The organism is Sorangium sp. So ce426, assembly GCF_051475585.1.
GTDB classification, from domain to species: Bacteria; Myxococcota_A; Polyangia; order Polyangiales; family Polyangiaceae; genus Sorangium; species Sorangium cellulosum_B.
The window spans coordinates 9,165,282-9,187,114 of the sequence record NZ_CP150341.1 but is presented as its reverse complement, the minus strand read 5'-3'; the positions used below and the strand labels follow the sequence as shown (position 1 = coordinate 9,187,114).

At 73.7% G+C, this 21,833-nt stretch carries 21 protein-coding genes and 1 pseudogene; 11 read left to right on the top strand and 11 right to left on the bottom strand.

Going from position 1 to position 21,833, the window contains the following annotated elements:
- The first annotated feature begins 4 nt into the window (after nucleotides 1-4).
- The 4 genes from WMF44_RS34315 (at nucleotide 5) to WMF44_RS34300 (ending at nucleotide 2,359) form a co-directional block, all read left to right on the top strand.
- Nucleotides 5-403 carry a hypothetical protein gene (locus WMF44_RS34315; RefSeq protein ID WP_437294263.1) on the top strand — a complete coding sequence of 133 codons (399 nt, stop codon included), beginning with the start codon at nucleotides 5-7 and terminating at the stop codon, nucleotides 401-403.
- Between the two features lie 87 nt (nucleotides 404-490).
- Nucleotides 491-865 (top strand): hypothetical protein, encoded by a 375-nt coding sequence (locus WMF44_RS34310; RefSeq protein ID WP_437294262.1) that lies wholly within the window; start codon nucleotides 491-493, stop codon nucleotides 863-865.
- On the top strand, nucleotides 858-1,646 hold the full coding sequence (locus WMF44_RS34305) for a Smr/MutS family protein (protein WP_437294261.1): 789 nt from the start codon (nucleotides 858-860) through the stop codon (nucleotides 1,644-1,646). The genes WMF44_RS34310 and WMF44_RS34305 overlap by 8 nt, the downstream gene beginning before the upstream one ends.
- Complete coding sequence (locus tag WMF44_RS34300; protein ID WP_437294260.1) at nucleotides 1,643-2,359, top strand: hypothetical protein; 717 nt, start codon at nucleotides 1,643-1,645, stop codon at nucleotides 2,357-2,359. Before WMF44_RS34305 ends, WMF44_RS34300 begins: the two co-directional genes overlap by 4 nt.
- Before the next feature lie 22 nt (nucleotides 2,360-2,381).
- Here WMF44_RS34300 and WMF44_RS34295 read toward each other — a convergent pair whose 3' ends face one another.
- Both WMF44_RS34295 and WMF44_RS34290 read right to left on the bottom strand, forming a co-directional pair.
- A complete protein-coding gene (locus WMF44_RS34295; RefSeq protein ID WP_437294259.1) occupies nucleotides 2,382-3,218 on the bottom strand; it encodes a hypothetical protein in 837 nt (278 codons plus the stop codon).
- 25 nt (nucleotides 3,219-3,243) lie between these two features.
- Nucleotides 3,244-4,260, bottom strand: coding sequence for an isocitrate/isopropylmalate dehydrogenase family protein (locus tag WMF44_RS34290; RefSeq protein ID WP_437294258.1), 1,017 nt, complete (start codon nucleotides 4,258-4,260; stop codon nucleotides 3,244-3,246).
- A 317-nt stretch (nucleotides 4,261-4,577) separates the two neighbouring features.
- Here WMF44_RS34290 and WMF44_RS34285 point away from each other — a divergent pair, with 317 nt between their 5' ends.
- Nucleotides 4,578-5,444, top strand: a complete 867-nt coding sequence (locus WMF44_RS34285; protein WP_437294257.1) for an OmpA family protein — start codon at nucleotides 4,578-4,580, stop codon at nucleotides 5,442-5,444.
- Between the two features lie 78 nt (nucleotides 5,445-5,522).
- Here WMF44_RS34285 and WMF44_RS34280 read toward each other — a convergent pair whose 3' ends face one another.
- Nucleotides 5,523-6,359, bottom strand: a complete 837-nt coding sequence (locus WMF44_RS34280) for an AraC family transcriptional regulator (RefSeq protein WP_437294256.1) — start codon at nucleotides 6,357-6,359, stop codon at nucleotides 5,523-5,525.
- A gap of 76 nt (nucleotides 6,360-6,435) precedes the next feature.
- On the opposite strand from WMF44_RS34280, the gene WMF44_RS34275 reads away from it, so the two are divergent.
- Nucleotides 6,436-7,218, top strand: a complete 783-nt coding sequence (locus WMF44_RS34275; RefSeq protein ID WP_437294255.1) for a class I SAM-dependent methyltransferase — start codon at nucleotides 6,436-6,438, stop codon at nucleotides 7,216-7,218.
- A 50-nt stretch (nucleotides 7,219-7,268) separates the two neighbouring features.
- Here WMF44_RS34275 and WMF44_RS34270 read toward each other — a convergent pair whose 3' ends face one another.
- Together WMF44_RS34270 and WMF44_RS34265 are read right to left on the bottom strand one after the other, a co-directional pair.
- The gene (locus WMF44_RS34270; protein ID WP_437294254.1) at nucleotides 7,269-9,002 is read right to left on the bottom strand and encodes a hypothetical protein; all 1,734 of its coding nucleotides are present in this window, start codon (nucleotides 9,000-9,002) and stop codon (nucleotides 7,269-7,271) included.
- Nucleotides 9,003-9,404: 402 nt separating this feature from the next.
- Entirely contained in the window at nucleotides 9,405-11,954 is a 2,550-nt protein-coding gene (locus tag WMF44_RS34265) for an alpha/beta fold hydrolase (protein ID WP_437294253.1), read from the bottom strand.
- Nucleotides 11,955-12,173: 219 nt separating this feature from the next.
- Between WMF44_RS34265 and WMF44_RS34260 the strand changes: the two genes are divergently transcribed.
- Nucleotides 12,174-12,506 carry a transcriptional regulator gene (locus WMF44_RS34260; protein ID WP_437294252.1) on the top strand — a complete coding sequence of 111 codons (333 nt, stop codon included), beginning with the start codon at nucleotides 12,174-12,176 and terminating at the stop codon, nucleotides 12,504-12,506.
- Nucleotides 12,507-12,531: 25 nt separating this feature from the next.
- On the opposite strand, the gene WMF44_RS34255 is transcribed toward WMF44_RS34260, so the two are convergent.
- Nucleotides 12,532-13,530, bottom strand: a complete 999-nt coding sequence (locus WMF44_RS34255; protein WP_437294251.1) for a hypothetical protein — start codon at nucleotides 13,528-13,530, stop codon at nucleotides 12,532-12,534.
- 344 nt (nucleotides 13,531-13,874) lie between these two features.
- Between WMF44_RS34255 and WMF44_RS34250 the strand changes: the two genes are divergently transcribed.
- Both WMF44_RS34250 and WMF44_RS34245 read left to right on the top strand, forming a co-directional pair.
- Nucleotides 13,875-14,465, top strand: coding sequence for a hypothetical protein (locus WMF44_RS34250; protein WP_437294250.1), 591 nt, complete (start codon nucleotides 13,875-13,877; stop codon nucleotides 14,463-14,465).
- Nucleotides 14,466-14,602: 137 nt separating this feature from the next.
- On the top strand, nucleotides 14,603-16,036 hold the full coding sequence (locus tag WMF44_RS34245) for a cytochrome P450 (protein ID WP_437294249.1): 1,434 nt from the start codon (nucleotides 14,603-14,605) through the stop codon (nucleotides 16,034-16,036).
- 54 nt (nucleotides 16,037-16,090) lie between these two features.
- Here the strand turns inward: WMF44_RS34245 and WMF44_RS34240 are convergent, their stop codons facing one another.
- The 5 genes and pseudogenes from WMF44_RS34240 to WMF44_RS34220 all read right to left on the bottom strand — a co-directional run bounded on the left by WMF44_RS34240 (nucleotide 16,091) and on the right by WMF44_RS34220 (nucleotide 19,264).
- Complete coding sequence (locus WMF44_RS34240) at nucleotides 16,091-17,407, bottom strand: cytochrome P450 (protein ID WP_437294248.1); 1,317 nt, start codon at nucleotides 17,405-17,407, stop codon at nucleotides 16,091-16,093.
- Between the two features lie 124 nt (nucleotides 17,408-17,531).
- Entirely contained in the window at nucleotides 17,532-17,963 is a 432-nt protein-coding gene (locus tag WMF44_RS34235; RefSeq protein WP_437294247.1) for a Nif11-like leader peptide family RiPP precursor, read from the bottom strand.
- Between the two features lie 217 nt (nucleotides 17,964-18,180).
- The gene (locus WMF44_RS34230; protein ID WP_437294246.1) at nucleotides 18,181-18,396 is read right to left on the bottom strand and encodes a hypothetical protein; all 216 of its coding nucleotides are present in this window, start codon (nucleotides 18,394-18,396) and stop codon (nucleotides 18,181-18,183) included.
- A pseudogene (locus tag WMF44_RS34225) lies at nucleotides 18,393-18,707 on the bottom strand (ArsR/SmtB family transcription factor); the annotation flags it as partial. The pseudogene WMF44_RS34225 and the gene WMF44_RS34230, both read right to left, overlap by 4 nt.
- A 77-nt stretch (nucleotides 18,708-18,784) precedes the next feature.
- Complete coding sequence (locus tag WMF44_RS34220) at nucleotides 18,785-19,264, bottom strand: VOC family protein (RefSeq protein WP_437294245.1); 480 nt, start codon at nucleotides 19,262-19,264, stop codon at nucleotides 18,785-18,787.
- A gap of 238 nt (nucleotides 19,265-19,502) precedes the next feature.
- On the opposite strand from WMF44_RS34220, the gene WMF44_RS34215 reads away from it, so the two are divergent.
- Complete coding sequence (locus tag WMF44_RS34215; protein ID WP_012239035.1) at nucleotides 19,503-20,834, top strand: aminotransferase family protein; 1,332 nt, start codon at nucleotides 19,503-19,505, stop codon at nucleotides 20,832-20,834.
- Nucleotides 20,835-20,941: 107 nt separating this feature from the next.
- Nucleotides 20,942-21,769 (top strand): Uma2 family endonuclease, encoded by an 828-nt coding sequence (locus tag WMF44_RS34210; protein ID WP_437294244.1) that lies wholly within the window; start codon nucleotides 20,942-20,944, stop codon nucleotides 21,767-21,769.
- Nucleotides 21,770-21,833: the final 64 nt, after the last annotated feature.

Sequence of the window (21,833 nt, the reverse complement as noted above, 5' to 3'; positions counted from 1 at the left end):
TTCCGTGATGAAGCTGGTGAAAGCGCTCGGGGCCCTGGCGCTGTCCGGAATGGCGCTCGGCACCGCGCAGATGGCTGCTGCGGAGAGCACGACGCCCATCGAAGATCTCGTGCTCGTCGAGGAGATGACGAGCTCGGACTTCCCCGACGCCAGGATTCCCCCGGATGATGCCCCATATCATGGGCATTTCCGGCCGTTCAGGCCATTCGGGCCGCACAGGCCGTATGGGCATTTTCGGCCGTTCAGACCCTTCAGGCCGTATGGGCATTTCCGGCCGTTCAGACCCTTCAGGCCGTACGGGGGCTTCCACCCCCACGGGCGGCCCCATGACCTCGGGCGATCGGATGCAACGCCGGCAGAGGGCAGCCCCGGGCCGATCATGCGCCTCGAAGAGCCTCGCTGACCTCGATCCAGGGGCGGCGCCGGGGGCGGGTGGGTCCCCGTTCCTCGCGCCGCGCAGCGCCCGGCCCGATGGCGTATGCTGCGCCCGATGCGCTCTCACGACGCGGGCCGCCCAGGCGCCCCGCCCGCCGCCCCCTCGCCCGCGGAGCTCTTCCATCGCATCTTCGCGCTGCTCGCCGACATGGAGGGAGCGCAGAGGGCCAAGGTCATCGACCTCGCGAGGCGCCTCATCCCCACGCTCACGGCCGAGGACATCCGCAACCCGCACGACTTCCCCGGCCTCGACGACCCCGACTGGCACTTCGAGGACGGGCAGCTCGCCGGCATCGAAGCCGTCCGGTTTGCACTCCGCGGCCTAGCGAGCGATGTTCTGGGGGATGGCGAAGGGCGCGAAGCGCGAGAGAGACACGAGAACGACGGCCAGCCCGGAGCGAGCCGCGAAGGCGGCGCGCAAGGTGAATGAGGCGTTCTATCAGCCGTTCTCCACGCTCCGGCAGCTGAACAAGGCCAAGCCGGCGCCCGAGGCGAAGCCCAAGGCGACGGCGGCCTCGACCGAGGCGAAGCCCAAGGCGACGGCGGGCTCGCCCGAGGCGAAGCCCAAGGCGGCGGCCTCGACCGAGGCGAAACCCAAGACGAGATCGCCCGCGCCCCCGGGCGCAGGCGCGGCGCCGCGGGCAGGCGCCGAGCCTGCGCCGCGGCCCGTCGACCCCGAGACCTTCGCCATCTACATGGCCGGCGTGCGCGTGCTCGAGGATCGCGCGACCCGGATCCCGGTCACCGCCAGCCGCGTCGAGCGGGCCGCGCTCCCGACGATCGCGTTCGATCCGGACGAGGACGCGCGCTCGCGCATGCGCTCGCTCGTCATCGAGGGGATCAAGTTCGAGACGACGGACGACAGCGAGCGCATCGAGGGCCGGCGCCTCGACGTCGATCCGCGCGAGCTCAGGCGGCTCCGCCGCGCCCGCTACGCCGTCGACGGCACGCTCGATCTGCACGGCCTGAGGCTCGAGGCGGCGCGCGAGGCCGTCGAGGCGTTCGTGTGCAAGCGCCAGCGCGACGGCGACCGCGTCGTCGCCATCGTCCACGGCAAGGGCAACCACTCGCCCGGCGGCCACGCCGTGCTCCGCGGCGAGATCGCCGCCTGGCTGAGCAACGGCCGCGTCGCCCGCCACGTCGCCGCCTTCGCGACGGCCCCGGACGCGGAGGGCGGCGCAGGCGCGTTGCTCGTGCTGCTCACGCGATGAGGCCGGAGCCGCGCGCCGAGCCCGAGGGAGCGCCGGGGCACGCGCCGCAGCCGGAGGCGCGCGCGCGCCTCGCACGCCGCGCCCTCGCGCCGGCCGCCGCGCTGCTCGCCCTGGTACCCGCGTGCGCGCCCGCCCCGGCCGCGCCGCCCGGGCCGCCGAGGCCCGCGCCGCCCGCGCAGGCGGCGTCGACGCTCGACGACGGCGAGCTCGGCGAATACCGCTCGGATCGCTTCGATCTCCGGCTCCCCCTGCCCGACGCGCGCGGCTTCCGCGTCGAGGACGGCGAGGGCCCCTGGCTCGTCGCGACCCACGCCGCGTCGTCGACGTCGCTGCTCGTGCGCACCTGGCGCGAGGACGGCCGCGCGAGCCGCGCGGCGTGCGAGGCGCGCGCGCGGCTCTGGCGCGACCTGCCGCGCCCCGGCGAGGGCCTCACCGCCGCCGAGCGCCGGATCGACGTGCCGGAGGGGTTCGACACGGTCGTGGCGATCGGCGTCGCCGACTCCCCGCCGGGAGCGCCGATCGACGGCTTCGCGGTCGCCTTCGGCGGCTCCGGCCGGCGCTGCTTCGCCTTCGTCGCGGAGACGCGCGCCGCGGGGCCCTCGGCGGAGCAGCTCGTGGCGGAGCGGCTCGCCGTGGTGGTCGAGATCTCGCTCGGCGGCCTCCGCCTGCTGCGCGAGATCGCGCCCGCCGTGCCGCGCGAGCCGCCGCCGTGAGCCGGCGCGGTGAGCCGCCGGTTCAGCGGTACACGCCGCTCCGCGCGCGGGACTCGAGCGCCGCGGCGAGCTCCTCCTCGCCGATCGACCAGGCCTCGGCCGACAGCGCGCGCGCCTCGACGGGCTGGAGCGCCTCCACCGCGTGCGGCGCGAGGCGCAGCCGCGACAGCGACAGGAGGCGCTCGAGCGCCTCGGACGCCACGCCGCCCTGGAGCTCCTGCCGCCACGCGCGATCGATCGCCTCGAGCCGCGCGGGGCTCTTCCACGCGTCGGCCATCACCACGCGGCCGAGCCGCGCGTCGATGGCGTCGATCCCCGTGGGCAGCGCGACGATCGCCTGCTGCGCCGCGCGCGCCGGGTCGCCGAGGCCCAGCGAGAGCAGCGCGCGGGCCGCTTCGAGCAGCCGCGCCTCGTCGGGCCGGAGCGCGGCCCGATCGATCGACGGGAGCCGCTCCAGCGCGGCCGCGTAGCGCTCCCGGCGCGCGGCGTCGATCACCGCGGCCAGCGCGCGCAGGACCCTCGCCGTCGGGGGCGAGAGCCACGGATCCCCGCCGGCGCGCGGGCGCTGCGCCGGGTCCTCGAGGTCGAGCGCGGCGGCGCGCCACACGGACGCGCGCGCGTCGAGGACGGCGCGCGTCGCCTTCACCGCGAGCGCGAAGAACAGGGCGGCCGGGAGCAGGCCCTTCACGCCCCAGATCTCGCTGAGGAAGTAGCTCGCCGCGACGAGCGACGAGAGCGCGAGGAAGAGCCGCAGCCGCCGCCGGCGCCTCGCGTCGTCGCCCGAGGCGCCGGCAGCCCCGTCCGTCGCGCCGACGAGCTCGGCGCACCACTCGAGCAGCCACGTGAAGGCGGATCCCACGTCTGCGGGATCAGGATGCCCTCCGCTAGGCCTCCGCGCGAGGCCTTTCGATCTCCGCGCAGAGCGCCCGGGTGAAGTCGCTCGTGCTCGCGGCGCCGCCGAGGTCGCGCGTGCGCACCTCGCCGGCCCGGTAGAGCGTCGTCAGCGCCCGCTCGATCCGATCGCCCGCGTCGTGCTCGCCGAGGTGCCGCAGCATCATCACGGCGCTCTGCACGAGCGCCGTCGGGTTCGCGTAGCCCTTGCCCGCGATGTCCGGCGCCGACCCGTGCACCGCCTCGAAGACCGCCGCGTCGTCGCCGATGTTCGCGCCGGGCACGACCCCTAGCCCGCCGACAAGGCCGGCCCCGAGGTCCGAGAGGATGTCGCCGTAGAGGTTCTCCGTCACGATCACGCCGAGCCGGTTCGGATCGCGGACCATCGTCATGGCCGCCGCGTCGACGATCATCTCGCCGAGCTGGATCTCGGGGTGCCCCACGGCCACCCGCCGCGCGCAGTCGAGCGCGAGGCCGTCGGAGATCTTCATGATGTTCGCCTTGTGGACGATCGTCACCTTGCTCCGGCCGTGCTTCTTCGCGTACCGGAACGCGAACTCCGCGATGCGCGTCGAGCCCCGCTCGGTCGTGAGCTTGATGCTCTGGGCCACGCCGGGCAGGATCATGAGCTCGAGCCCGGCGTAGAGCCCCTCGGTGTTCTCGCGCACGATGACCATGTCGACGTCGAACCGCGGGTCGACGCCCGGCAGGCTGCGGATCGGCCGCACGTTCGCGTAGAGGTCGAGCGTCTGCCGGAGCGTGACGTTGACCGAGCGGAACCCGCCCCCGATCGGCGTCGTCACCGGGCCCTTCAGGGCGATCCGGTTCTTCCGCACGGCGTCGATCACGGGGAGGGGGAGCGGCGAGCCCGTCAGCTTCGCGACCTCGATGCCCGCGTGGTGGATCTCCCAGTCGACGGCGACGCCGGCGGCGGAGACCACATCCTGAGTCGCCGTCACCACCTCCGGGCCGATGCCGTCGCCCGGGATCAGCGTGATGCGATAGGCCATGGGCCGTCCCATTAGCAGGTGCGCAGGCGGGAACAATGGACAAGCGCGCCTGTGTTGCGATGGCGCATACACGCGCCGCGTCAGCGCGCCGCGCCTGGCGGACGCGGTGACGGGGCGCGGCGACGGAGAGAGGCGCGCGAGGCGGCGGGTCGGGCGGCTCGATACGGCCTTTTACAATCGCGCGCGACCTCGGTAGGGTACGCGTCCGCACGGCCTGACAGGCCGCTGTCACCTGGAACCGGGCGCGGGCCGAGCCATCGGCCCCAGCTCATGTTCACCAACTAGAGTGAAGGAGCGTGCTCATGCACCCTCGTGTCTTGAAAGGTCGCAGAACCGCCTTCGCGGCCTTCCTGCCTGCCGTGATCGCGTCGTCCTCGCTGGGGTGCGGCTACTCCGAGGAGGAGTGGAAGGCCCAGCTCGACAAGTACAACCGCCTTCAGAGCCAGCACCAGACCACGGAGGGCCGCCTGGCCGAGACGCAGAAGGAGCTCGAGGCGGCCCAGACGAAGGTCGCGGAGCTGACGAAGCAGCTCGAGGCGGCCGGGGTCGACATCGGCAAGCTGAACGAGAACCTCCAGGCGACGAGCACGCAGGTGTCGCAGCTGAGCTCGACGCTGGAGGAGCGCGAGAAGGCGCTCGCCGAGTTCAAGGCCCGCGCCCGCCAGCTGGAGGCGATCAAGGCGCGGTTCGAGACGCTCAAGAAGAAGCTGGACGAGCTCACGAAGCTCGGCCTGGCGGTGAACATCCGGAACAACCGGATGGTCATCTCGCTGCCGGGCGACGTCCTCTTCGACTCCGGGCGCGAGACGCTGAAGAAGGAGGGCAAGGAGATCCTCCTCAAGGTGGCGACGGTCGTCAAGAACGACAAGTCGCTGCTCCAGCGCGACTACCAGGTCGCCGGCCACACGGACAACAAGCCGCTCGCGGGCGGCCAGTTCCGCGACAACTGGGGCCTGTCGCTGATGCGCGCCCGCGAGGTGCTCGTGTTCCTCGTCAGCCCGGCCGACGTCAAGGGCGGCGGGGGCGCGCTCCCCGTCGCGAACTGGAGCGCGGCGGGCTTCGCGGACACCGATCCGGTCGCGACCAACGACACCGACGAGGGCCGGCAGAAGAACCGCCGCTGCGACCTCATCGTGGTCCCGAGCGTCGAAGAGATGCTCGACCTCCGGGCGATCACGCAGTAATCCGCGATCTCGCGGCGCGCGCCGCGGGGGGCCGCCCGCACGCGGCGAGCGCCGCGAGATCGCGTCAGCGCCGTCAGGTCAGCTCTTGTGTCCGCCGTCCGGCGATGGCCGGGCGGTCCTGCGAAACTCGCTCGGCGTCTGGCCGGTGACGGCGCGGAACGCGGCGGCGAACGCGCCGAGGCTCTGGAAGCCGACGTCCAGCGCGACCTGCGTGACGCTGGCGCTCGGGCTGGAGAGCAGGTCGATCGCCCGGAGCACGCGCGCGCGCGTGACGAAGCCGCGCCACGTGACGCCGGTCTCCTCGCGGAACCGCCGCCGCAGCGTGCGCTCGGTCGCCCCTGCGAACGCCGCGGCCCGCGGGAGATCGGCGCTGGAGACGTCGCGCAGCGCGCACTCGATCGCGCGCTGCACCGGCCGCGTCTTGCCGCGGGGCAGCCGGTACGTGGCGCCGCGATCGAGGAGCGGGCCGATGATGTCCGCCATCGCCGCGAAGAACGTGTTGGCCGCGGGGTCGTCCGGACGCCGCGCGACAGGCCAGCGGCGCGCGTAGATCACCATCTCGCGCAGGAGCGCGGGGATCTCGAAGATCCTCACCGCCGCGAGGGGGGAAGGGAACGCGGCGGGCTCGAAATAGATCGAGACGATGGACGCGTCGCCGCAGGTGGTGGCGTGCCGCTCGCCCGCGGGGATGAGCGCGGCGAGCTGCGGGGGGAGCAGGAAGGACGCGTCCTCGACCTCGAGGCGCGCCGTGCCGGCCAGAGGACAGAGCAGCTGGTGCCGCGCGTGGGCGTGCCAGCCGTACACGGCTCCCCGCAGCTCGTCTTCGTAGGAGAACGCGCGCGCGTGGGCATGGTCGAGCCCGAGCCGCGCGAGGTGCTCGGTGGTCTCCGTCGGGGTCAGGACGCGGGCTTGCAAGGCGTGGCCTCTCGGCGGTGATCTTTGTCCGATCGCCGGCAGCCGTAAAGCCGGAGCGCGTCCATCTTCGAGCGCCATGAAGCAAGCGACTCCCGCGGCGCACGATGCGCTGATACAGGAACAGTTCACCCGCCAGGCCAGGCCGTTCGCCGAGGTCCGGGCCCACTCGGCGGAGTCCGCCATGGGGCTGCTGCTCGACGCGCTCGCCCCGGCGCCGAGCGACGCGGCCCTGGACGTGGCCTGCGGGCCGGGGATCGTCGCCTGCGCGCTGGCGCAGCGCGTGGCGAGCGTGCGGGGGCTCGACATCGTCCCGGCGATGCTGGACGAGGCGCGGAAGAGGCAGGCGAGCCTCGGCCTCTCCAACGTCACCTGGGAGCTCGGCGACGCGAGCCGGCTGCCCTATCCGGACGAGAGCTATCGCCTGGTCACGACGCGCTACAGCTTCCATCACCTGCTGGAGCCGCTCGTGACGCTGCGCGAGATGGCCCGCGTGTGCCAGAGGAGCGGGCGAGTCGCCGTGATCGACGTGGCGCCGGCCGAGGACAAGCGGGCGGCGTACGACGCCGCCGAGAAGATCCGCGATCCGTCGCACGCGAGCGCGCTCACCGAGCGCGAGCTCGGCGCCCTGTTCGACGCGGCGGGGCTGGAGATCGAGGCGACGACGCGGTACCGGCTCGAGGTCGAGCTCGAGGCCACGCTCCGGGCCTCCTTCCCGGAGCCCGGCGGAGCGGACCGGCTCCGGGCCCTCTACCGCGCCGACGTCGGCGTCGACGCGCTCGGCGTGGGCGCAGAGCTCCGGGGGGACGAGGTCCACTTCGCCTATCCGATCGTCATCCTGGTGGGCCGGAAGCGCGGCTGAGCCGGGAGGCGCCCTCTGCCCGGCGAATCGAGGCGCCAGGGCTCCGCGGCTCAGGGGAGCGCCGCTGCCGGGCAGGAGGGATCGGTCGTCGCCTCGACGTCGTCCACGTGCAAGGCCTCGTCGTCGAGCGGCGCATCGCAGGTGCCGCTGGCTCTTATCTTGAAAGAGATCGGCTGGGGCATGCCCGCCGTGCGCGGATCCAGGCAGATCGTCTGTTGCGTCCAGCGCTCGCTGGCGGCCAGGGCGCCCCCTGGCGTCGAGGAGGCGGTCGCCGCGAGGAGGTGGCTCGTGCGGTACCAGAACTTCAGCGCCGGACCGGCCGTCCCCTGAGGCTCGGGGACGGTGAACACGGTGGAGGCCGAGGGCTCGCGGCACGGCTTCCGCACGGACAGCGAGAGCGAGACGTCGCCGGCGTGCGCGGCCGCCGCGTCGACCGCGAGCCTGGCGCTGCCGCGCGCGGGGTCCTCCGCGTTGAGGACCCATGTCGGCGAGAGGCCCGCGTCGGCGCCGGGGTTCTCGAAGCCGGGGTCGAAGATCGGCGCGTCCCCGGGGCAGCGGTCGTCAGAGACGATGGCGAGATCATCCACCGTGAAATCCCGCTCGTTCTCGTCCATGCACGGCTGGCTGTGCCGGTTCCGGAAGGCGAACGCGAGGCGGTGCGCCATGCCGAGCGCCCACCGAGGCAAGCAGGCATGCGAGACCTGCGCCTCGCCCGTGCCCGTCAGGGCCGTCAGCCGGTGCGCGCTCAGCATCACGTCGACGATGGCCCCTGGGCTGCCACGGCTCCAGATGCGGAGCGCCGGGCTCGGCAGCGCGGCGGACGGCAAGGGCGCCGAGAGCGTGCCCTCGAGCGAGGGAGCCTGGCAGAACAGCGTCGTGGCGAGGTGTCCGCCCTTGCCGCCGCCCTGGCCCAGGCCGCGCTCGATCTCGGAGACGCCGCCCTCGGGGGTCGCCCTCCAGCCGGCGGCGCCTGCTTCGAAGTCGCCGTTCAGCACCTGGCCAGGCGGCGGACACTCGTTCATTTCATCAGGCCGAAGGGCGACGTCATCGAACGTCAGCGTGAAGTCCTGTCCGGTGTCCTCATCACACAGGGGAGAGCGCCGTGCGGGCCCGAGGAGCAGCTCGATCGGCCTGCCGTAGGCGCGCTCTCCCAGGCACACGCGTTGCGGGGAAAAGGACGAGGAGGGCATGAGATCGAGGTCGGTGATCCCTCCGTCGATCCGGACCCCGACCCCCGGCGGGCCGAGGCAGTCCATCGCGAGCTCGCAGCCGATGCGCGCGGCGAACGTGAGGAGGAGCGGCCCGGCGCACGCGAGGTCCGGCATCGAGAGGCGCTGATAGAAGCCGGCCATCTGGCACACCGCGTCTCTCCCGATGATGCCGGCCCCGGGGTTGCCGTTGCCCTCGACCTCGGGGGAGACGAGCGCTGCCCCCGTGGTGCCCCACGCATCCGAGCGCTGGAATGAGGGGTCCTCCGGGCCTCCCCGCCAGTCGCAGTCGCCGTCGACCATCGGGTCATCCTCGGCGCTGGTACACTCCGAAATACATACGCTGTCTGTGCAGCGGAGCCCGTCGTCGCACTGGCCCAGAGGCCCACAGGGACAGCCCTCCTCACCAGGAGGGCAGTCGGCGCCCCCGCCCCCGCCCGCGTCCTCGCCGCCCGCGCTCTCGGCGCCGCCCGCGCTCTCGGCGCTGCCGTCGCCTTCCGCCCCGCCCGCGCCCGCCGCTGCGCCGGCAGAGCCCTGCTCCGTCCCGGAGCAAGCGCTCGCGAATGCGCCAAGCACGGCAGCGATACAGCAGGTCAGCGGGGGCGACCATCCCATCATCAATTCAAGCTAGCGGGGGAATCACGGGATCGCAAGGCAGACAGGATGTTTCCCTTTTTCCGGAGAGATATCGAGATAAGGAGAACTCTCAAGTCGTATCGGGCGAAGCCGGAGACGCGGACGTCCGCACGCTGAACTCGAGCTCATCAGCTCATCAGTCCATCAGCGCATCGGCCCATCGGCCCATCGGCCCATCGTAGCGCGGGCAAACATCGGTTGAGGAAGCGCAGCGAGCGCGGGCGTCCGAGAGACCGGCGCGCGTCCGGCGGCTCGTGTTGCGAGCCCAGGAGTGTCCACGAGAGCTCCGCGGCGCGAGCCGGGCGACGACGCACCGCGTGCCTGGCCCCCGCGCCGAGCGCGTCAGCCGCCGGAGGCGGCGCCGAGCGCGGCGGAGGGCGCGAGGCTCGAGAGGGGGCTCCCCCCGGCATCCGCGCCAAGGAAGGCCCGCAGCTCGGCGAGCAGCGGACCTGACTCGCCGACGAAGGGGAGGTGATCGTCGCCCGGCAGCTCGACGTGGCGCGCGCCGGGGATGCGGCCGGCGAGGTCGCGCCCGGCCGCCGCCGGGACGGCCCGATCGCCGGCCCGGTGCAGCACGAGCGTCGGGGCGCTCACCCGGCCCAGCGCGGACCGGACGTCCGCCGCCGCGTGTGCCCGGAGCATGCGCGCCGCCCCGCCGGGGCTCGCGCCGTGGCGCAGGTACGCGGCCCAGAAGCGCCGGAACGCGCCGTCATCCGCCGCGGACGGGGCCAGGCGATCGAGGAAGAGCGGCTCACCCCAGCCGCTCCGCAGCGCGCGCTCGGCCTCCTCGGCGTCGTCGCCGGCGAGCCCGAAGAGGCACCCCGGCCAGGCAGACATCTGCGCCGCGCTCCCGAGCGCGATCAGGGCGCGCGCCCGGGCCGGGTGCGCCGCCGCGAGCAGCGCGCACGGCGCGAACCCGGCGCCGACGCCGAGGAGCGCGCCGCGCGCCACGCCGGCCGCGTCCAGCACCGCCAGCAGATCCTCCGCCTGCTGCTCGGCCGGAGCGCCCGCGCCCTCGCGCTCGCTCATCCCGGTGCCGCGCTGGTCGAGCACGATGAGGCGCGCCCACGCGCCGAGCTCGGCGAAGAACCGGGAGACGAGCGCGCCCTCCCACGCGGCCTCCACGTGCGTCACCCACCCCTGGACCAGCACCAGATCGATCGGCCCGGCGCCCGCGGTCCTGTAGGCCAGGCTCGCGTCGGCGCTCGTGGCGAAGCGGGTCTCCGCGGCGTGCAGCCGCGCGGGCGCCCGCGTGGAGGAGACCACCCCCTCCCGCGCGGCCTCGAGCCCGCGCCGCATCGCCTCGGCGACCTGCGCGTACGCGCCCGCCCAGGCCCGCGCGGTGACGGGCGACCACGCGTCCCCTTCGAGCTCCTCGAGCGCCTCGAGCAGCGCGCGGCCCACGGCGTCGAAATGCTCGGGCAACGCGGCGTACGCCGCGTGGCGGCGGCCGAGCGCCTCGAGCATCTCGACCAGCTTGTCCGGCGCGCGCAGGTTGTCGACGACGAGCTGCAGCGCCGCGGCGAGCTTGAGCCGCTGCTCGCGCATGTCCGGCGGGAACAGCGCCCGGAGCGCCGGCTCGCGGGCGAAGAGCCGCTCGTAGAAGCGCGTCACGAGCGCCTCGGCGCGCGGGGCGAGGCGCTCGAACGAGGCGCGCACGACGTCCGCGCCCGCGTCCTGCCCGCTCGCGGGGGACGACGCGGGGCGCACGATCTGGAACGCCCGGCAGAGCGCCTCGGTCTCCTCGAGCGCGGCCTGCACCTCCTCGGCCGACGCGAAGCGCGCCTCCGGCTCGCGCAGGACGCAGCGATCGATGACGGCCGCGAGCATCTCCGGGACGTCGGGGCAGATCGAGCGCAGCGGCGGGAGCGCCCGCGCCGTCACCCAGCTGGCGATCGCGTGCACCTCGAGCCCCGCGTGAGGCAGCCGGCCCGCGCACAGCTCGTAGAGGACCAGCCCGAGCGCGTAGACGTCGGAGCGGGGCGTGCCGGCGGTGCCCGTCCAGAGCTCGGGCGCGAGGTAGAGTGGCGTGCCCATCATCATGCCGCCGTCGGTCAGGCTCGCGGTCCCGACCGTGGAGGCCGCGTCGAGCGCCACCGGGATCGCGGTCGTCAGGGCGGACATGTCCGCGAGCGCCCACGGCGAGGGCGGCGCGGAATTCGGCGCGGCGCGAGGGCCGGCGTCGAGGGCGGGGGCGCCGGGCCGGTCGGCGAGCTTGGCGAGGCCGAAGTCGAGCAGCTTCACCTCGCCGCTCGCGTCGAGCATCACGTTCGCCGGCTTGATGTCGCGGTGGAGGACGCCCCGCCGGTGCGCCGCGGCGAGCCCGCGCGCGAGGCCGAGCGCGAGGCGCAGCGCGGCGGGCCACGGGATCGGCTTCGGGAGCAGCTCGAGCGGCTCGCCCTCGACGAACTCGTAGGCGATGTACGGCCGCCCGCGCACCTCGCCGATCCGGTAGACGGCGACGACGTTGGGGTGCTGGAGGCGCGCGATCGCGCGGGCCTCGACGCGCAGCCGCTCGATGGTCCTGGGATCGGGGCTGTCCGCCGCGACGAACTTGAGCGCGACGGGCCGGTCGAGGACCTCGTCGTGGGCGAGGTACACCTGCCCCATGCCCCCGCGGCCGAGCGGCCGCACCACGCGGTAGTCGTCGAAGGCCGAGGGCGGCGCCCAGGAGAGCGGGGGCGACGGCGGCCGCTCGCTCTCGCCGAAGCGCTGGTGCGTCGCGTGGAGGAAGAGCGGCGCCCCGAGGTCGCTCTCGCTCGGGCGCGTCGAGAGCCGCGCGCGGCAGCCGTCGCAGCCGGCCACGTGCCCGCGGATGCTCGCCGCGTCGTCGTGCGGGAAGTTGCCCGCGAGCCAGGTGGCCAGGGCGTCGTCGGACGGGCACGGGATCATGCGCTGCTGTTCTCCGGAGCGGCATTCTCCGTGCGCGCTGTGGGCAGCGCAATGGCCGCGCGGTCTGTGCCGCGCTGCGCTGCCCCGCCGTCGTGAGAGGCGGCACCTGTGCGCCTGTCCTGGCCGTGCGGCGCTGGTGCGCGGCGCGAGCCCAGCGCGCGAGCCGCGAGCGATCGGCGCTGGACCGGCGCCGCCGCGGTGTCACGCTCGCGGAGAGCGATGAGCGACCCGAAGCCACCGCCGAACCCAGCGCCCCGGTCGGAGACGGTGCGGCAGGCGCTCCTGGAGGAGCTCCGCAGGGGAGCGGCGACCGCGTGGGAGCTCTCCACCCGCCTCGGGATGCGGGAGCGCGACGTGGCGCCGCACCTCGAGCACCTCGCGCGCTCGTTGCGCGCGCGCGGCGAGCGGCTCTCGGTCGCGCCGGCGCGCTGCCTGCGCTGCGGCTACGCGTTCGACGAGCGGCGGTCGCTCGCGAAGCCGAGCCGCTGCCCGGCGTGCCGGGGGGAGCGCATCGAGGCGCCGCGGTTCCGGATCGACACGGGCGAAGGGTGAGGCTCCCCGGCGGCGGCGGCGCTCCTCACAGGGCCGGTCGATCGGGCGGCTCCGGGCGCCCGCGCCGCGCGGCGCGGGCCTCCACCTCGCCGAGCAGCCGCCGGCCCGCGCGCTCGCCCGCGCCCGCGAAGAAGGCGCGGGCCTGCGCGAGGTCGCCGTGCGCCGCGTAGAGCTCGACGAGCTCTCGCTCCGCGGCCTCGTCGATCGTCGCCTCCAGCGAGCCGGCGCGCGCGGGGCCGAGCTGCACGATGGCGCGCAGCGCCCTCATGGCCCCCTCGGTGGCGCTTCGGCCGCCGAGGCCCCGCAGGCTCCACGACTTCACGTAGAGAGCGCGCTTGCGGAGCGGCGCCCCCGCGGCGCCGCGGAGCGCGCCGTCGCAGGCGATCACCGCCTCGTCGAGGCGCCCCGCGGCGAACGCCAGGTCGGCCAGCGCGAGGTAGGCCTCGGCCGCCTCGCCGGACGCCGGGTGCTCGAGCGCGAGCTGGCGCAGCCGCGCCTCGGCGCCGCGCGCGTCCCCGCCGTCCTGGAGCGCCCGCGCGAGCGCGAGGAGCGCTCGCGGCCGCTGCTCCGCTGCGCGCAGCGCCGGCGCGTCGACGAGCGCGGCGCAGGCCGCCGCGACGCCCGCCCGCAGCCGCGCGGCCTCTGCTTCGAGCGCCGCCCGCCGCGCCGCGCCGCGCGCGCCCGCCGCGCCCGCCTCCGCGGCCTGGTCGAGCACGAAGAGCTGCACGCCGATCACGCGGTAGCGCCCCGCGAGCGACTCCGCCTCACGGAAGATCGGCTCTGCGGCCGCGCTCGCGCCGGCGTCTGCGCCGTCCGCGCCGCCGCGCGCGGCGGGCGCCGGCGCTCCAGCGCTCGCGCCGGGGTGCGCGCCGCCGCGCGCGGGGGGCGCCGGCGCTCCCTGCGCGGCGCACCCCGCCGAGGCGAGGGTGAGCGCCATGAACGCGGCGACCCGCCGCGCCGCGGCGCTGCGCCGCTCCGTGAGACTGCTGGCGGTCTTCGCTGCGCGCTCCACAACCCGTGACACTTCTTCTCCTCGTGACTCGCCGCCGGCAGAGAGGGCGAAACGCCGCGCGCTTCGTGCCGAACGGCGCGGGAAGATAACCGCGGACGCCCCAGGGACCAGGGCAATCCACGGCGGACGCGCCGATTCTCCCCCTGAACCACGCGGAGAACAGCGCCTTTCGAGCGCCTTGCGCGGCGGCGCACACGCGGCGCGCGGGGCGCGCGGGGCGGAGCGACGCGCCGCAGAGCACGCACCTCCAGCACGCTCCGCCTCGGCCCATGCATTGCGTCTCGGCCTGCATCGCTCCGCGCCCGGACCGGCGCTTCACACCGGGCGGGGGGCGTATCCGGATGGAGAGTCACGACATGGCGACAAAAGTGAACTGCCTCCCGTTCACGATCCCCACGATGCCGCGCCTCGGGCTCGCCGACCTGGAGGCGCGCTTCCGACGCCTCTCGCTCCTCATGTACGACACGAAGGTTCCGATCGCGACGCTCGAGAAGGAGGTCTATCCCTACCTTGCCCGTGGCATCGAGTTCGTCAATCCATGGCGGCGCGTGCGCGGGATCGAGACGTACCAGGTCGGCCTCTCTGGAGCTCGCGTCGGCGGCCGCTTCGACCTCGACGTCTCTCAGCTGAGCGTCCGGCTCTCCGAGCGGCGTGACGCGGGCCGCGCCCTGGTCGACAGCACCTTGTACCTGCGGCTGTTCCCGCGCTGCGCGTACCCCGTGCGGGTGATCCTGACCTACGATTTCTGCATGATCGACGGCGGCGAGAGCTTCGAGATCACGCGCCACGAGGAGATGTGGCGCATCGGGGACATTCTTCGTAGCGCTCCGCTGCTGGGCCGCTCCTACGATGTCTTCCGTTCCTGCTCGGGTTACCTCTTCACCGGCGTGCTGCTCCTGTCCCGCGCGGTCGCTGTCCGTCCGCCTGGCGCCGAGGCCGCGACCTGAGCGCGGGCGGGCGATCTCTCGGAATCGACGGAACCGAGGGAACCGAACGCCGGCCCGCGTGTCGGAATGTCCCCGGCGCCCTGGTCTTCTCCGGCCCGGGACATCCGACAACCCTCGTTCACCCACGGAGCAGCTCGATGGGAAATCTGCCGCCCGGGCCGAAGTCGCTCAGCCTTGTGGATTTCATTCGCGCAGGATTCATTTCCTCCGAGCCCGTCTTCAGGCGCTACGCCGCCGAGTACGGCCCCACGTTTCGCCTGAGGTCGCCGAACGGGATACTGACCATCACGGGTGATCCGGAGGCGATCCGCGCGGTCTACACGGCCGACCCCGACGAGTTCGATGTCTGGGGTGTCCAGCTGACGGAGCCGGTCTTCGGGACCTCGTCGGTGGTCGTGACGGCGGGCGCGCGGCACCGGCGCGATCGGCGGCTGCTCGCCCCGCCGTTCAGCGCCGGCGCGATGCGGGGTTATGGCGGCGCGATCGCGGAGATCAGCCTGGACGTGGCGTCGCGGTGGCGGCCGGGCCGCTCGTTCTCGATGCTCGCGGCGACCCAGGCGATCGCGCTCGACGTGATCGTCCGCGTGGTCTTCGGCGTGCGGGGCGAGGCGCGCGTCGGCAGGACCCGCGAGGCCGTGCTCGGGCTCATCGAGTCGCTGAGCCCGAGCTTCATGATCATCCCTGCGCTCCGCCGCGACTTCGCCGGCTTCGGCCCCTACGCGCGCCACAAGCGCGCGGCCAGGGCGCTCGACGCGCTGCTCTTCGAGGAGATCCGGGCGAGGCGCGCGGAGGGGGACGCTTCGCAGGACATCCTGGGCCTGATGATGAGCGCCCGCCACGACGACGGCGCGGGCATGAGCGAGGTCGAGATCGCGGACCAGCTCCGGGCGCTCCTGTTCGCTGGCCACGAGACGACGGCCATGTCGCTCGGGTGGGCGATGTACTGGCTGCACCGCGAGCCGGCCGTGCTCGCGCGCCTCCTCGACGAGCTCGACGCGCTCGGTCCCGCGCCCGAGGCGGACGCGCTCGCGTCGCTGCCGTACCTGGAGGCGGTGTGCCTGGAGGCGCTCCGCCTCCACCCGCCGGTGGTGGACGTCGCCCGCGTCGTGAAGAGGCCGTTCCAGCTCAAGGGCTATACCATCCCGGCCGGCGAGGCGATCGCCGCCTCGCCGCTGCTCCTGCATGGCCGCGAGGATCTCTACCCGTCGCCTGGGCGATTCCGCCCTTCGCGGTTCCTCGATCGGAAATTCACACCCTTCGAGTTCATCGCCTTTGGCGGCGGCGCCCGCCGGTGCCTGGGCGCGGCGTTCGCGATGTACGAGATGAAGGTCGCCCTCGGCACGATCCTCGGGAGATACAGGCTCCGGCTCGAGAGCCAGGCGCCCATTCACCACGTGCGCCGCGGGCTCACCATGGGGCCGAGCGGGGATGTGGCGATGATCCTGGAAGGGGAGCGTGAGCGATCGAGGGCGGAAGGCCGCCCGGCTGCGGTCCAGGGCAGCCCCGCGGAGCCGGCGCTCCGGCCCGCCGCGCCGCAGCCGGCAGGGCGGTGCCCGATGGGCTTCTCCTGAGCGCCGCTCACCCGGTCTCCTCGCGCGCGGCCGGCCGGCCGCGCGCTCTGGCCTTCATCCCGTCAGCTCGTGCTCGCGCGGACGCCGAGCCGCCCTCCGGCGGCGCTCCACGACGAGCGGCAGCCCATCCCGCGGCACGAGCGCCCGCCGGCCGCCTGCGCCCGCTTCGTACCCTGCGGGCAGCTCGAACCGGAACTCCCGCACCAGTGCCGCCAGCATGAGCTTCATCTGCAGCACGGCGGTCCGCTCGCCGATGCACTTGCGCATCCCGAGCCCGAAGGGGATGAACGCCGAAGGCGGGCGCTCCTCGTGCCATGGCGAGCCCGGCTCGAAACGCTCCGGGAGGAACTCCTCCGGGCGCTTCCAGTACCGCGGAAGCCGCTGCATGACATACGGGCTCACGAGCACCTCGTCTCCTGCGCTCACCGCGTGGGGCCCATGGCGGAACTCCCTCCGCGCCTCGCGCGCCAGCACCCATACGGGCGGGTGCAACCGCAAGGTCTCCTGCACCACCGCCGACAGGATCGAGGCGCGCTCCACCTCCGCTTCCTGCGCGTCGATCCCGTCGAGCTCCTCCTCGATGCGCCTCCGCACCTCCGGGCGCTGCGCGAGCTCGTAGAGCGCCCATGCCGACGCCGCGGCCGTCGGCACGTGCGTCACCAGCATCATCACGACCTCGTCGATCATGGCTTGTTCATCCATCTGGCCGGCGTCCACCGCGCGCACGAGCGGATCCAGCAGATCGGTTGTCCCGCGGTTCCCGGCCGCCTTGCGGTGCTCTGCCGCCGCCAGGATGGACGCCGCGAGCGCGTCCCTCGCCTGGCCATAGGCCATCTCGTCGTCTGCGGCGTGCCCGAGCCACGCTTCCACCCGGGGCAGCTCGGTCGCGATGCGCTCCACGACCTGCTCTCCCGACTCCCCGAGCAGCAGCATCGACGCGCTCCGCAGGGCGACGTCCTCGAGCACCGGCAGCACCGCGCGCGCCTCGCCTGTGCGCAGCCGCGCGAGCGCCTCGCGCACCACGCGCGCGGCGCCCTCGGCGCGCGCGAGGAGCGCCTCCCGATGGAACGCCGGCGCGAGCGCCCTCCGGCGTTCCAGGTGCTCACCCCCCTCGAGGCGGGCGACGCTCCGCGGATAGGCGTCCTGCATCCGGTGCGGCGGCGTCTTGTCCGTGAAGCCCTCCCGATCCGCGAATATCCCTTGGATCGCGGCCGGATCCGCGACGGCAAAGCACCTCTTCAGCCCCAGCCGGAACTGGAAGAAATCGCCGTGCGCCAGCGCGCCGTCCAGCAGGAAGGCGAGGGGATCCGCGCGGAACTCCGGCCAGGAGCCGTGCAGAGGGTGCCCTTTCGGACCGGGGGATCGGATCATGGCCAGTTCTCCTGAGAGCGCAGCGCCGTCGTTTGCATGCGAGAGGGTGACGAGGAGAACGGCGCCTCCCTCCGCGGCTGCGGCGGAGGTCGCCGTCCGGAGCGCGCGGGGGCGCGCGTGTCGTTCAGGAAGGCAGCGGAGCGCCGGCGTCCGAAGGAGCGCGGAGGCTCAGGTACACGGCCGCATGGCTCAGGTCCGAGGGCGCGCGGAGGCTCAGGTACACGGCCGCATGGCTCAGGTCCGAGGGCGCGCGGAGGCTCAGGTAGATCTCGGGATACCCGAAGTCATAGGCCGAGGCGAAGGACTCCGCGCGCACGTGCTCCTCGTAAGCCCTCGCGAGCTCCTGCGCGGTGCACGAGCAGCCCGCCTCGGCGGCGATCGCGAGGATGCGCGTCATGTCGCCGTCGGCCTCCGCCATCTTCTCGGCGAGGCGCTGATCCGCCTCGACGCGCGCCAGAAACGCGCGTGCGTCGCTCCTCTTCACGTCGTTCACGACTCCTGCGCTCGTCCCCTGGTCCATGCTCGAAACATCGGTGGTGGCGAGTTGTCCGTCCATGTGCGCAAACCTCCTTCGGGGGCCATCGAGGCCACGGAGCCACGGCGGCGTGCCGCGCTGTCCGTCGTCTCCATCCGCCTCGCTTCACCGCCAGAGCAGGTCTCGCGCCAGCCCCGCGGGCCCGCGAAATGGCCGGTGACGGCGGGCGCCATGGGGCCGGTTGCGCGCGCCGCTGCGCGGGTTGCGCGAGGGCTCGCGCAATCCGCGCAGCCGTGGGTTATCCCCTGGTTGCGCGCTTCTGCGCGGCGCGCCGGATGATCGGCCCAAGGACCTGCGCGAGCAGCCACCACGGGCCGCGCGGCTCGTGGCATCCGCGCCGCGCGTCCGCCGGCGGGGCTGCCCCGGAGCGCGCGAGCCGGTCGAGCACCGCGGGGAGCGTCCGGCCGTAGATGGTGCGGTTGCCGGCGCGGGTGATGCGCAGGTCGCGTCTCATGATCTGCCCCCCCTGCGCGCGATGTCCGCCTCGCGATCGAGCCGCGCGCCGAGCGCGTCGAGCTTCTTCGCCCAGAATCGCTCGTAATGAGCGGCCCAGTCGTAGACCGCGCGCAGCGGCGCGGCCTCCACGTGGTAGAGCCGCGAGCGCCCCTCCCGGCGGGGCGCGACGAGCCCGGCGTCCCGCAGCACCCTGAGGTGCTGCGAGATCGCCGACTGGGTCACGTCGAACATCGCGCACAGCTCGGTGACGGAGCGCTCCCCGCCGGTCAGCGCGTCGAGGATCGCGCGCCGCGTGGGGTCCGCGAGCGCGCGGAACGTCTCGTCCGGGGAGCGCGCGTTCGTCTCCTCACGTCACCTCACGCCACCTCGCGCCACGTCGCACGACCTCACGTTGCCGCGGGGAAGTGCTTCTTGGCGCCGGCGTCGAGCTCCTCCTGCGTGGCCGCCTTCTTCCGCGTCGCGAGCGACCAGCGGTGGCCGAACGGGTCGGTCACGATGCCGTATCGGTCGCCCCAGAACATGTCCGCGAGCGGCATCTCGACGCTGGCGCCCGCCTCGACCGCGCTCTTCCACGTCGCGTCGACGTCGGGCAGATCGAGGTGGAGCGTGACCGCGGTGCCGCCGAACGCCTTCGGCGTGCGGCTCACCCCGCCGCACTGCTCCGGGAAATCGTCGCTGAGCATCACGAGGCCGCCGTTCACCAGGAGGGCCGCGTGGATGAGCTTCTTGCCGTCCGGCGTCGGCTGTTCGGCCACCACCGTCGCGCCGAACGCGCGCCGGTAGAAGTCGATGGCCGCGCGGGCGTCGTCGACCGTCAGGTAGGGCGAAACAGGGGGAGGAGCGGGGGGTTCATGGCGCGTGGTCATGCGCCGCACCATATTAGTGAGCTCTACTATGTCAACCGACCGGCACGCGGCGAGCTCGCCCGCTCATGGACGGATCACGACCGTCCCTGGTGACGGGATCGCGCGCGGCGCCGCGAGCGCGCTGCACGGAATCGCGGGCGCGGCGCGCGGGAGCGGGCGAGCGGCGCCGGGGAATTCGCGTGCGAGGAGGTCTGATCACCCTCTACGCTGAGCGCCTCCTCGAACCGCGAAGGTTGCCATGAGCGATGACATCGTCGAGCTGACCACGAAGCACACGTACGGCACCTGGCGCGCCCAGCGCGGCTGGAAGCCGATCCATGTCACCCGCGCGGAGGGCTGCGCGTTCTGGGACGCGTCCGGCAAGCGCTACCTGGACCTGTCCTCGCAGCTCATCTGCTCGAACCTCGGCCACCAGAACGAGGCCGTGATCGAGGCCATCTGCGCGCAGGCGAGGCAGCTCGCCTACATCAGCCCGGCGCACACGTGCGAGGTGCGGGCCAGGGTGGCGCAGAAGCTCCTGGAGGTGATGCCGAAGGGGCTCGACAAGTTCTTCTTCGCGACGTCGGGCACGGAGGCGAACGAGGCGGCGTTCAAGATGGCCCGGCTCTACACCGGCAAGCACAAGATCATCGCGCGCTACACGTCGTACCACGGGTCGACCGCGGGCTCGGTCGCGGCGACCGGCGACTTTCGCCGCTGGTTCATCGAGCCGGCCGGCAAGATCCCGGGCGTGGTGTTCGGCCCGGAGGTGAACTGCTACCGCTGCCCGCTCGGCCGGAGCCACCCCGAGTGCGGCGTCGCGTGCGCCGACTACCTGGCTTACATGATCGACCACGAGGAGAACGTCGCGGCGGTGATCGTCGAGCCGGTCGTGGGCACGAACGGCGTCCTCATCCCGCCGGCCGACTACCTGCCGAAGATCGCCGAGGTCGCGCGGAAGCGTGGCGTGCTCCTCATCGCGGACGAGGTGATGAGCGGCTGGGGCAGGACCGGAAAGTGGTTTGCGGTCGATCACTGGGGCGTGGTGCCGGATATCCTGACGACCGCGAAGGGCGTGACGAACGCCGCCGCGCCGCTCGGGGTCGTCGCGACCTCCCGCGCGATCGCGGACTACTTCGACGACAACATGTTCGCGCACGGCCACACCTACGAGGCCCACCCCCTCACGCTGGCCCCGGTGATCGCCGCGATCGACGAGTATCGCCGGCTGGACCTCCTCGACCGCGCGACGAAGATGGGAGACGTCGTGGGCGCGAAGCTCCGCGCCCTCAAGGAGAAGCACCCCTCGATCGGCGACGTGCGCGGGATCGGCCTGTTCTGGGCGGTGGAGCTCGTGAAGGACCGCGCGACCAAGGAGCCGTTCAACGTGCCGCAGGACAAGGCGGCTCGGCGGCCCCTGGTGGTCGACGCGGTGGTCGCCGAGGCGGCGAAGCGCGGGGTGTCCCTCATGGGGTGGGTGAGCCACCTGCTCGTCGCGCCGCCGCTCATCATCAGCGAGGCGGAGATCGACGAGGGGATCGCGGCGCTCGACGCGGCGCTCGACGTCGCGGATCAGCGGCTCTCGGGCTGAGGACCTCGAGCGCGAGGCGGCCCTTCACGGGCCGCCGGAAGAGCACGTCTGCGCCTGCGGCGGGCGCGCCCGGCGAGGGGGCGCGGCGACGTGCTAGGATCGTGGGCATGACTGCACGCACGAACGGCCTGCCGACCCGTCCGCCCCGGAACACGGGGCCGATCGAGCTGCGCGATTTCGGCCCGACCGGCCGCCGCCTGGGCACGCCCGACGACTGTTACGACGGCAGCCCGTGGGAGCTGCACCGCGGGGAGCTGATCGAGCAGATGGGGAGCAAGGATATCCATGGCATCGTGATGGCGCTCCTCGCCGCCCTCTTCCGCACGCACGCGCGCGCGGGCTTCACGGTGATGACCGACGTGTACTGCGATCTCAGCGACCCGGCAGGGCCGTCGCTCCGGGCGCCGGACGTCGTGGTGGTGGGCGATCTCTCGTCGCCGCGGAACGACGCCTACCGCGGCACCCCGGTGCTGGCCGTGGAGATCCGGGGCACGCAGTCGAGGCGCTACCTCGAGGAGAAGGTGAAGCTCTACCTCGAGCACGAGTGGCCGTGGGTGTGGATCGCGCACGCGGAGCGGCGGGAGCTCGAGGTCGTGCGGCCGGGGACGGCGTCGATCACCTATCGCCCCGGGGCTGAGGTGCCCCTCCTGCCGGAGCTGGGCAAGCACGGCCTCGGCGCCGTGCCTGTCGCGGCGCTGTTCGAGGAGCGCGACGCGGCGCGGTTCACGGACGAGTGGGTCGAGGCGCGCACCCAGGCGCGCACCCAGGCGCGCGCGATCCTCGCGGTGCTCTCGGCGCGGGGGCTCGCGGTGCCGGAGGCGGTGCAGGCGCGGGTGCTCGCGTGCGGCGAGCCTGCAGCGCTGGAGCGATGGCTCGTCAGCGCGGCGACGGCGGCGAGCGGGGCGGCGTTCGCGGCGGCCGTGGATCGAGGGTGAGCCGGCGGCTGTCCGCCGCTCGGTAGGGGCGGCGGCCGAGCGCCGCGCCCTTCGGGGAGCGCTC